An 11549-nucleotide genomic window follows, 5' to 3' on the forward strand; every position below is an offset into this window, starting at 1 on the left:
TACGTCGAATTCGCTTCTTTGCTGGAAATTTATACTTTCTTAACGTATAAAAAAGCGACTGTTCAAAAACAATCGCTTGATGATGATTCTCCTTTAATCCAGAGAAGGGAATGAATGTGTTTGCATATTTTCCATTGTTCATATTCATTTAAATTTGGCTTCAACTTTTTGAAAACAACCTTTGAAAATTAAATCAGCCCCATCATTTTCAAACCGTGTTGTATCCCGTCATGATCCACTGACTTGGTTACGTATTTCGCTACAGATTTTACTTTCTCTTCGGCATTCCCCATTGCAACACTATTATGAATGGTAGAGAGCATTTGCATATCATTGAGACCGTCGCCAAACGCATATTGCCGTTCTTCTGGAAAGCCTAGTTTTTCAATAATTTTTTCAATGCCCTTCGCTTTTGACCCACCTTTGGGGAGGACATCAACTGAAACCGGATGCCATCTGACAAAATCAAATTCCGGAAAAGCCGTCTCATATTGTTTTTCCTCTCCCTCAGGACAAAACAATAACGCTTGGTACAATTCACGCCCTACATAATATTCCGGATCAAGCGAAGGATAGCGATCAATTTTCAAAGTGTTGATACTTTCTTTCACATACGGATGTTCCGGAATGTTGGTTTTCATATCTTTATGATCCATATATGCCACGGGATAATGATGACTCAGTGCTGCTTCTGTTAATTTTTCTACAGCATCCGTCCTCAACGGATTTTTGTACAGTACTTTACCATTTAATACAACATATTGTCCATTGTAACTAACATATGTATCAATCCCCAACTCTCTCCGCAAATTTTCAAACATAAAGGGTGCTCTTCCGGTAGCGATGGCAACTATATGCCCTTGTTCCTTCAATTTAAAAACGGCTTCTTTCGTTGAATGGGGTAGTTTTTTGTTAGAATCAAGTAACGTTCCATCAATATCAAAAAAAATTACACTGCGATTTTTTGTCAATGCACTCACCTTCAAAATATGTCTTTCTCTTAGTTTAAACGTTGAAAAGGATTTCATGTCAACAATTATTAAGAAATTGAATAAAAAAAGAAAAGCTCAGGGCGTCCGAGCTTTCATTTTCTGCCTGTTTTTAGTGAGAGAAGGAGAAAACTGTTTAATTTTTATCTATGAAACTTTCTACTTCATTCATCGCCTGCTCATCATCCATATAAGCGATGATTTTCTCGATAATCTTTTTATTTTCCAGCATTGCTTTACGAAAATCTGATTCGACTTTATGATCATCAGTTTCACTGATATCATCAATAATCAATTTTGCCAAAATTACACGCATTACATGGATGTCGTCAATCTCTACAACCCGCTGCCAAGCTTCTTCTGTCAGAACAAGATTTTGTTTTTCATAAACATATCCGGCAAAAGCACGTTTTAAGTACTCAATCGGTTGCATATAGAGTACCTTTTTAAACAAATCTGCATTGACATCAGTGAAAAATCTGTTTATGGCATAGGCAACCATTTTTATCTTCAATTCCTGTGCTTCCGTTAGTGCGACTGAATCACCGTCATAGTACAAAAACGCATCTTCATCTGCCATATACGTTTTCCCATCCGTATTTTGCTCAGCTAACTGTAGAACATGAGCAATTCGAAAATGAAACAGCGATAACTTTTGTTCAATTCTTTCCAGTTCACCCTGCAAAAGCGTGTCAATATTACTTGACAATTCCGGAAAATGAGTTTTAAATTTTTTAGCAACTTCTTCCACTGGAATATATGTTTTTATTTCGCGACCAGTAAACATCATATCAAGCATTGCAGTTCCCAGTTGCCTCTCAACAATGTGCGGATGCCCGGGAACTTTGCCGAAAACGTCCATGAAAGAAAATTTTTCAGGTGGCAAACAAATCCACGTGCCTGCAATTGCCCGAATCAAATCGGAAGCCAAATATTTTGGTCCGGTTTCAGTTTTACAAGCCATGTTTATCAACCCATCTATATCATTTGTTAAATTCAGATAATAAGTAAATAATTTTACGGCACCAACCATATTCGGTGATGAATAAGTCTTTATTGGTATAGATAAGTTTTTTTGCACTTTTTTATAGAAAAAAGGGGGGAATAGACATCGCCCCCTTTTTTACATTAAATCGCCCAATCCCCGTTACGGAAAACGGGTACGACTGTGCCGTCTTTTTTAATGCCATCGATATTCATTTCACTGGAACCGATCATGAAGTCAACATGAACATGAGATGTGTTAATTCCTTTTGCTTTTAACTCTTCTTCACTCATTTTCGTACCGCCTTCTATATTCGTTGGATAGGCAGAACCAATTGCCAAATGGTTAGAGGCATTTTCGTCAAATAATGTATTAAAGAAGGTTATTCCTGACTGAGAAATTGGTGACGGATCCGGAACAAGCGCAACTTCCCCTAAACCTGTCGCACCTTCATTTTCAAAAACGAGTTTCTTAATAACTGCATCTCCTTTTTCCGCTGAGATATCAACTATTTTGCCATCTTTAAAATGAACTTCAATTCCTTCAATTAATGTTCCTGCATAGCTAAGTGGTTTGGTGCTACGAACAACACCATCCATCCGACGGGTATCAGGCGCGGTAAACACTTCTTCTGTCGGCATATTGGCGATGAAAATTTCTCCTTTAGGATTGCGGCTTCCGGCACTTGCCCAAATATGATTTTCCGGCAATCCTAACGTCAAATCCGTTCCCGGTGCTGTATAGTGGAGGGCACTAAACTGAATTTCATTTAGTTTATCTGCTTTTTTCTTCAATGTCTCTACATGTTGGTCCCAAGCAGTAATCGGATCATCTTCATAAACACGACATGTTTTGAAAATTTGATCCCATAACGCATCAACTTGTTCTTCTGTTGTGGCTAAATCAGGAAATACTTTTGCAGCCCAACCTGCACCGGCCGCAGCAGCAACTGTCCATTTAACTTCATCATTTTGGGTTGCTGTCAATTGTGTCTTAAATGCTTTTGATGCTGCTTTTTGATATGCTGTAATTTTTTCCGGATCAATATCATTTAATAATCCCGGATCACTTGAAACAATGGAAAGCCGACTAACCCGATGATTTAAGATATGATCTTCAACTTCTTCAATTTCATATTTTGGAATATCCGTTAGTACTTCTGTCGGTTGGTGTTGATAATGCATTTTACCAATGGCATCATCACCCCATTTTACGATCACTTTTTCGGCTCCTAATTTATAAGCTTCTTCTGTAATTAAGCGAGCGAGTGGGGCTTGATCCACAGTAATCGTCATTTTTACCCAGTCACCCGGTTGCACATTAATTCCTTTTACAGCAAGTAGTTTCGCATATTTCTGTAAATTCTTTTCAAAGTTTGGCAAAACCATTTGTCATTCCTCCATTCAAATATGTACATATTCTATATCAACATAGTTTTCCATTTTCTGCAAGTATTGGACAATGTATTAATTTTGTTTTGTTGAACGCCAATTCAATACATATATAATAGTAGAAACTGGAAAAAACCATTCCTAAAATAGTAAATTTTCATTTTTTATTTGTTTTATCTGTTTGATTGTTTGAATTTTTTAGCAGAGGTTGTTTATGAAATTTGGTCAGCTCATCATTTGTTTGTAAAACAGATGAACCTAAATTATTATTCAATGCACCTTCTTCGTTTAGTCTTTCTTTTTTTGCCATAAAATTACCTCCCAATCTGTATAATGATTTCCTTATTTTATCCGTTTATTTTAAATGCAATACATGATCAAGAGGAAACTAGATTTTTCATAGTAAACAATTATTTTTTCAAAAGCAAATCTTTCAATGCTTTTTCAACGGTGGGAAATTCGAATTCAAATCCTTCGTCCAGTAACACGCTCGGTAAAACCTTTTGACCTTCAAGGACAAGCTTACTTTTTTCTCCAAGAACAAGTTTTAATAAAAATGAAGGGGCCGGGAACCAATGAGGTCGCCTTAATACAAAGCTGATAGTCCGACCCAATTCCTCCATTCTAACAGGATTTGGTGCGACGACATTTACTGGCCCGCGAACACGATCATTTTCCATAACAAACACGATGGCCCGAACGGCATCTATTACATGAATCCAAGATACCCATTGTTTACCTGAACCAACTGTCCCGCCGGCAAACAATTTATAAGGTAAAGTCATCAGGGGTAATGCACCACCGTCATTGCCAAGTACGACACCAAATCGCATAAAAACCGTTCTGATGCCGAATTGTTCTGCTTCTTTTGCCTTCTTCTCCCAATCAATAACGGTCTTAGCCAGAAAGTCATTCGATTTGTCCGATGATTTTTCGGTATATATTGCATCGAATGAAGACGGGTAAATACCAACTGCACTTGCATTAATTAAGATCGCCGGTTTCTGAGGCAAAAGCTTAATAATTCGTAATAATTCTTCCGTTGCTTCCATCCGACTTTGGTAAATTTCCTTCTGATGTTTTTTTGTCCATCTTCCGTCATTAATAGATACACCGGCTAAATTGATATAGACATCCGTATTTTCTAACTTTTCCTCAAGATTTGATGATCCGTTTAGCCATGTCACATATTCCACATTTGAACATAAACTATTTCCACTTCTTGTTAACACAATAATTTCATGCCCTTGTTGTATAAGAAAATTCGTTAACTTATTCCCAATAAAGCCGCGCCCTCCGGCAATAACAATTTTCATGCCCCTCACCCCTACCGCTAAAATGATTTACAGACTTTTGAAAAACTATTCCGGCTAAATGAACGACAATTGATACAAAAAACCGGTTTATCCGCCATTCTTCGGTCTTCGTTCAAAACATCTCAATAGATTATATTTATCAAAGCATAATTTTTATGAATGATGTAATTATTTTGAATTGTTAGAAAGGGTTGGACTGCAGTGAGTGCCCTTCCTTTTTTTAATATAAAGTGGAAACTATATACCTTTATACAAGTAGTGGAATATGCTTAAATTCGCTAACATCAAACAGCCCTTGATCGGTAAGTTTTAATTTCGGAATGACCGGTAAGCTTAAAAATGCAAGTGTGATAAACAGATGTGGCAGCCGACCATTCGTTACAAGGTCTAAGGAGGCGTGCAAATTTTCGATCTCCTTCAGCACTTCCGGATAAGGTTTATTCGACATAAGTCCTGATATAGCTAATTCTAGAGTGGCTAACACTTTCCCGTTTTGAACAACAACTAATCCGCCTTGAATGGCTTGGATTACTTCCACTGCTTTCAAGATATCCCCGTCATTCGTTCCGGCAACTATCAAATTATGCGAATCATGTCCGACCGTTGAAGCAACCGCGCCTGATGTCAATCCAAGCCCCTTCACAATACCTAAACCAATATTTCCCGTCAAATGGTGCCGTTCAATTACAGCTAATTTAGCTAAATCTTTTTCTGCGTCAGGTGAAAAAATGCCATTTTGTACCGGAACTTCTTCAATTAATTTATTCGTCACAATTTGATCCGGGATAACTTCAATGATATAGGCCTTTTGATGAACACCCATGGCAAGTTGTAAGTCTTCTTCTTTTATCTTATTTACCCGAACCGATTTCATTAATTTTTCCCTCGAAGGAATTGGCTGAGCACCATCAATTTTCCCTGTAAATGTTCCCGCTTCTGCAACCAACTTTCCGGCTTTGAAAACTTTTGCGATTTCAAGAGTCTTCAAATCTTCCAAAAAGACAAGATCTGCTTCAAATCCCGGAGCAACTGCACCTTTCGTATTCAAGGAAAAACATTCAGCAGCGTTTAATGTAGCAAGTTGAATTGCCTGAATCGGGTCCATGCCATATTGAATAGCCAAACGAATGTTATGATCAACACTGCCTTCAATAAGCAAATCATCTAAATGTTTATCATCCGTACAAAATAAAAATCTTCTGGCATTAGAAGGAGTAACCATTTTGATTAGTTGTTTCAGGTTTTTTGCCGTTGTTCCTTCACGAATCATCACATACATTCCTCTGGCGATCCGCATTTCTACTTCATCGCTGTTAACACATTCATGATCGGTTGTGATTCCGGCTGTCCGGTAAATATTTATCCCGTTCTCATCAAAACCGGAGCCGTGTCCATCAATTTGATTCCGATGTATTTTTGCTGATACAATTTTTTTAAACATTTCTTTATCATGATTTTTTACACTGGGAAAATCCATCACTTCTGCAAGTCCTAACACACGCGGATGAGCATAAAAGGGTTCCAGTTGTTCATTTTGCAGAACTGCTCCTGAGTTTTCAAAAGAGGTTGCAGGTACACACGAGGGCAACATGACAAATACATCTAAATCCAGTCCTTCCGAATCATGTAGCATAAAGGAAATTCCTTCTGTTCCTGAGACATTGGCAATTTCATGCGGATCGGTAATAACAGTCGTAACACCGTGGGGCAAAACAACTTTGGCAAATTCTTTCGGGGTAACCATCGATGACTCAATATGAACGTGGGCATCAATAAATGATGGAGCAATATATTGACCTATTGCATCAATGACGTGTTTCCCCTCATATTCCCCGATGCCAACAATGATTCCATCTGTTATCGCAATATCCGCCTGTTTAATTGTCAAATTAAATACATCGACAATTTTTCCGCCTTTAATTACGACATCAGCAGGCACACGTTTGCTCGCTGCATCTATCCTTCTCTTTAATGATTCCATTTCATTTTTCATCTGTGTTCCCTCCGTTTTTAACTCATTATTTTACCATTTTTATAAAAGATTACAAGTTATGTTGACAAAGTTGCCATTTTGTCTATAATTCAGAGGGATTTTTAATTTGTGTTAGAAAAGCGGAAGAAAAACTAACCTAATTGGGTTAGCAAATTGCTTGTTGTTTGAGAAAAGATTGGCATAAAAATATGGGTCAATTAAAAAAAAGATTTGCAAACTCTGATTGCATGGCAGTCCTTTACTAGAAAAAAACTGGATCAGAAACTTCTTCCACCAGTAACAAGTGCAACAACATTTATTATGTTTGTTTTTTTATACATTCAGATTTTATAAATTTCCAGCCATGTTGAATTGGTATCTTTGCCGGAGATTTATAATTTCCTAAGTGTAACAAAAAATCAGTTTCTGACAACTCTGGAGCAGAAACTGATTTTGATATTGTTATTCGAACAAAGTGAGTTATTACTCAAAACGATTTTCTTTCCTATTTACGAAAAATAAATAGATTAGTATCCCTAATAAAGAAATTAAATGGGAAATAACCATTTGCAGATCTTCCTTAAGCGGTGTAAACATTAAAACATACTCCGGTAAATAAAGAAATATTGGAATGACAATCAGTACCAACGATTTACTCCAAATGGAACCACCAATAAAAATCAGAGCTGAAAGGCAGAACCGTAGAATTAAAATGAATGACTGTTTCTCCATAGCGGTTATCCAACCAAATTAATAAGACAAAACCACCAATTTGAATAGCTGATATCAATAATAAAACAATCCAACCAACGGACTTTTTACGGACGCCCGACAACTGTTGAATAAGGGGACAGGGCTGTTGAATTCCGGGGTATATTTATCTCGTTTTTCTTTCATATCAGCGGGGGTTTCTCCATCCCCCACACTGATGGTTAGACGGGCAATACATCCCGCACCCGTCTTCGTTTGTAAACTAAAAAAACATGAGGAGGACCAAAGGAATTTATATCATTAAAATTTCCCGAATATCCTCCTCTGTCAAGGTGGATGTGGTTTTTTCATTAGCATCAAGAATATCTGCAATGAGCTTCCGTTTCTTTGCCTGCAGTTCATTCATTTTTTCTTCAATTGTACCGCGTGCAACTAGCTTAATGACCTGTACCGTATGTTTCTGACCAATTCGGTGCGCCCGGTCGGCAGCTTGTTCCTCTACTGCCGGGTTCCACCATAAGTCATATAAAATCACAGTATCCGCTCCTGTCAAATTAAGACCGGTACCTCCAGCTTTTAGGGAAATCAAAAACAAGTCCCGTTCACCTTCATTAAATCGCCGGCAAAGTTCTATACGTTCCTCTGAAGGTGTACTGCCATCCAGATAAAAGTAGGCTTGACCGCGGCTGGTCAATTCCCTTCCAATCATTCCCAGCATCTGCGTGAACTGCGAAAAAATCAACAACCTTCTACCGGATCGTCTTGCTTCCTCTAAAATTTGAAAAAGCTGTTGGAATTTTGCTGAACTGCCCTGATAGCCCTCAACAAACAAGCCCGGGTGACAACAAATTTGGCGCAATCTCGTTAAGCCTGCCAATATACGAATTTTATTTTTATCGAACGTCTCTTTATCTAAGTGCTTTAAAGTCTCCTCTCTAAGTTTTGCCAAAAATCCTGCATATAGTTTCTTTTGTTCCGGCAGCAATTCAGATACAGCAAGCGACTCCTCTTTTTCCGGAAGTTCAGCCAACACATCTGTTTTTTCCCGCCGGAGCATAAACGGGCGGACTCTCTTTGCAATGTCTTGCGTTCTTAGATGGCTATATGCCTCCAGCCCTTGAAACAGTTGAGGGAAAACAACATGATAAATCGACCAAAGCTCTTCTATAGAATTTTCAAGTGGTGTTCCGGTCAAACCAAAGCGGTTATCTGCTTGGATTTTCTTTACTGACCGGGCCGTTTGCGTAAAAGGGTTTTTAAACGCTTGTGCTTCATCAAAAAACACGGTATGAAAGACTTGCTTCTCAAACCACGTGATATCTCTATACAGTATCGGATACGATGTAATGAGAACATCGATATCTTGTAGATTTTTCCGAAGCTCTTTTCGTTCGATTTGATTCCCATCCATCACAATTGCTTGAATTTCAGGGGCAAAAGTCATCAGTTCATTGAGCCAGTTATATGTTAATGAAGACGGACACACGATTAGAACCGGACACTTTCGGCTCCTTATATTTGTGAGTTCAGATACAATAAAGGTAATGCTTTGCAATGTTTTTCCCAATCCCATATCATCGGCAAGTACCCCGCCAAATCCGTATTGAGCAATTGCCTTCATCCATTTGAAACCCGCCTTTTGATAATCTCGTAAAATTGACTCCAAACTTTTTGGCACTTCAAATTCCAAGCTTTCCGGATGAAGCAATTGATCTAAAAAGGCCAAAAACGATTCTTCTGGAGAAAAAACAGGACTATCCTGAATGAAGTCAAGAAACTTCAAACTTTCTAAAATAGGTCTTTCTAAAGTTAACTGATATCCGTCGTCTTGTGCCGGTTCAGCCGCTAAAAATTTACGGATCACTTCCATTTCCTTCGCCTCCAAGGATAGAAGAGACCCATTCGGAAGCCGGTAATATTTCTGTTTCAATTCCAAGGCAGCTAAAATCCCGCGAATATCTTTGTCGCTAATCCCGTCCATTTCAAACTTGAATTCCAGCCAATGGGTGCGTTCTTGATGCATTTTCACTCGAATTTTCGGATGAACCTCTCGTACAATACGATTGCGGACGGCCGTTGTCGCATAAATTTGAGCAAGCTTTTGCAGTTTCGGCAAGATATGTACTAAAAAATCATACTCTAATTCTTCATTTTGCATAAAATAGCCGCCTTCTGTTTTTGTAAACCCGCTCGTTTCCATCAGTCCCAAAATTTCATCTTCCCTCTTAATATTTCTAACGACATAAGGACCGGTTATGTTTTCTCGACTTTCTAACGGTTGAATGACCACATGTTCATAATGGAATTCCAAGCCGGCCAACAGGCGATTTCTCACCCGATCCAAGTAAAGTTTTGCCACAAGCGGTGTTTTCATCATCCGTTCCAAAAGCGGTTTCGACAGCCGAACTTCCCCGATTCTTTTTAAGCCCGGTACGATCTTTTTTAAAAAAAGATCCAGCTGCTTCTCCGGAATGGGTAGGTGTTCAGTCCCGGACTTAGCCAGCAATTCTATTAGTCCCGTTAATCGCGCAAAATCATCTTTTAACTGAAACAGTTTTCCTTTCCATAACAAGGACCTGTAACCATCCATCAAAATCAATCGTTCAAGACCGGTTATTTTCAACTGATATTGAGATGGCTCACTTTCTTCCAATTGAAACTGAATCGGCGGTGGTCCCTCAACAATGTTTAATCCGGAAAATACTTGCCCTTCCTGTTCAAGCGTGACCAATGGTGCTTTTCCTAATAGGGGGTACAGGCTTGCCCATGCAGATGGCGGAATCAATAACGTTCTCAGTGGAGGCACATTTTTCGACTTTATCGGTAATACTTCTAAAAAGGCTGCTTCATCACGTGCCACACGTACCAACTGATGTAAAACGGTATCCGACTCATTCATAAAACAATGCAAACTAGGATCATAGGTAAATGCAGGAGATAGCTTACTCGCTTTCCCAGCTCTAACATCCTGTAAAAAACCGCGAATATTTGGAATCGGAGTCTGATTAATTTTCACTTCGATTCCGAATAAATACTGATCCTGTCCATGTGAAAATGGACTTAGTCGGAAGTGCACGTCCAGTACTTCTCTCTTTTCAAAATGAAGTTGATGACCGCTTGTTCGGGCTGGCTTATTTTGAAATAGAGCCAAAAAGTCGCCGGTGAAGTCGCCGGTCTCTTCGTTTCCATAAGAAGCCATTCCTTGTCGATTCTGTTCATAAAGCGCAATAAGTACCGCGGCCACATGTTGGCACGGTTTACTAAAATTTAAAAGCGCAGAACAGCTGCATGACGTGTCAATATTTTCTTTTTCGTCTTTTTCAATTTTGACATAAAAATCTTCCGCCCCTTGTACGGTTGCAGCAACAAATTCGGCCTGCTCCTCATGAAAAATGACTTTATTCGCCCGATAAAAAGCGTCCCCCCGTTTGAAGGAGACGGTCCCACACATGTCTTTTATAATTTTATGATTCAGTTTGATATCCAATGGAAACCGCCCCTTCCTTTCATTTCTTTTTTTCCGTTCCTATGATTATTGTCCATTTTATCATGAATTCTTTATACATTCGAGCCACTCCTAATCTATCTAGCACCTTTTTGAATCAATATGATCTCTTGATTTATTTAACTATGAAAGATCATTTGACTTGTTATCCCGCTAAGCATAAAAATATATTACTTATTATATTTTTATAGTCGTGAATGCAGCGTAAAACCTTGGAGCTAATTATTACTTAAATCTTGGGAAAAATAAAATTATATATAGACAAACTAATGTTCCGTATGTTAAAATAACTCTATCAATTACAACTTTTGACATGCTTGTATTTGTCCGAAATTTACTTATAATATCAGTAGGAGGGAATGCCGGTGGAAAATGAACTGTTAAAACAAATACTTGCAAAATTAAACGAAATTGATGACATCAAAACAGGTTTAAACGAAATGAACAACAGATTAAATCGAATGGAATCCGACATCAGTGAAGTTAAACAAGACATTATCGGCATGAAAGAAGAAATAATAGAAATCAAATTAGAACAACAACTAATGAAACAAGATATAACAGATATCAAACAAGAACAATTACTTATGAAACAAGATATAGCAGAAATGAAACATGAACAACTACTAATGAAACAAGATATAACAGATATCAAACAAGAACAATTACTTATGAAACAA

Annotated in this window: 9 protein-coding genes; 1 reads left to right on the plus strand and 8 read right to left on the minus strand. The window is 38.1% G+C overall.

The genetic code is table 11. The features are described 5' to 3' along the window. Positions 1–188: 188 nt before the first annotated feature. From LIZ98_RS15020 to LIZ98_RS15055, 8 genes are all read right to left on the minus strand, one after another. On the minus strand, positions 189–971 hold the full coding sequence (locus tag LIZ98_RS15020; protein WP_227140125.1) for a Cof-type HAD-IIB family hydrolase: 783 nt from the start codon (positions 969–971) through the stop codon (positions 189–191). Between the two features lie 154 nt (positions 972–1125). Next, positions 1126–1953 carry a hypothetical protein gene (locus LIZ98_RS15025; RefSeq protein WP_227203116.1) on the minus strand — a complete coding sequence of 276 codons (828 nt, stop codon included), beginning with the start codon at positions 1951–1953 and terminating at the stop codon, positions 1126–1128. A 164-nt stretch (positions 1954–2117) separates the two neighbouring features. Beyond that, complete coding sequence (locus LIZ98_RS15030; RefSeq protein WP_227140123.1) at positions 2118–3362, minus strand: aminopeptidase; 1245 nt, start codon at positions 3360–3362, stop codon at positions 2118–2120. 160 nt (positions 3363–3522) lie between these two features. Next, the gene (locus LIZ98_RS15035) at positions 3523–3675 is read right to left on the minus strand and encodes a hypothetical protein (protein WP_156103246.1); all 153 of its coding nucleotides are present in this window, start codon (positions 3673–3675) and stop codon (positions 3523–3525) included. 100 nt (positions 3676–3775) lie between these two features. Then, positions 3776–4681, minus strand: coding sequence for a TIGR01777 family oxidoreductase (locus tag LIZ98_RS15040; RefSeq protein ID WP_227140122.1), 906 nt, complete (start codon positions 4679–4681; stop codon positions 3776–3778). Between the two features lie 247 nt (positions 4682–4928). Continuing rightward, positions 4929–6674: an adenine deaminase gene (gene ade, locus LIZ98_RS15045; RefSeq protein ID WP_227140121.1), complete on the minus strand. Its 1746-nt coding sequence runs from the start codon at positions 6672–6674 to the stop codon at positions 4929–4931. Between the two features lie 462 nt (positions 6675–7136). Beyond that, the gene (locus LIZ98_RS15050; protein WP_227140120.1) at positions 7137–7301 is read right to left on the minus strand and encodes a hypothetical protein; all 165 of its coding nucleotides are present in this window, start codon (positions 7299–7301) and stop codon (positions 7137–7139) included. 355 nt (positions 7302–7656) lie between these two features. Continuing rightward, positions 7657–10851, minus strand: a complete 3195-nt coding sequence (locus tag LIZ98_RS15055; protein ID WP_227140119.1) for a DEAD/DEAH box helicase — start codon at positions 10849–10851, stop codon at positions 7657–7659. Between the two features lie 377 nt (positions 10852–11228). On the opposite strand from LIZ98_RS15055, the gene LIZ98_RS15060 reads away from it, so the two are divergent. Then, positions 11229–11549, plus strand: a 321-nt coding sequence (locus LIZ98_RS15060; RefSeq protein WP_375293590.1) for a hypothetical protein, incomplete at its 3' end; no start/stop codon positions are given.

Origin of the sequence: Caldibacillus sp. 210928-DFI.2.18, from assembly GCF_020554505.1 — a bacterium.
Taxonomy (GTDB): domain Bacteria; phylum Bacillota; class Bacilli; order Bacillales; family Caldibacillaceae; genus Caldifermentibacillus; species Caldifermentibacillus hisashii.

Bases quoted from the DNA above. Each gene is read 5' to 3' on its own strand.
- LIZ98_RS15025 (WP_227203116.1), bottom strand. From the start codon at position 1,953: ATGGCTTGTAAAACTGAAACCGGACCAAAATATTTGGCTTCCGATTTG.
- LIZ98_RS15030 (WP_227140123.1), bottom strand. From the start codon at position 3,362: ATGGTTTTGCCAAACTTTGAAAAGAATTTACAGAAATATGCGAAACTA.
- LIZ98_RS15035 (WP_156103246.1), bottom strand. From the start codon at position 3,675: ATGGCAAAAAAAGAAAGACTAAACGAAGAAGGTGCATTGAATAATAAT.
- LIZ98_RS15040 (WP_227140122.1), bottom strand. From the start codon at position 4,681: ATGAAAATTGTTATTGCCGGAGGGCGCGGCTTTATTGGGAATAAGTTA.
- ade (WP_227140121.1), bottom strand. From the start codon at position 6,674: ATGAAAAATGAAATGGAATCATTAAAGAGAAGGATAGATGCAGCGAGC.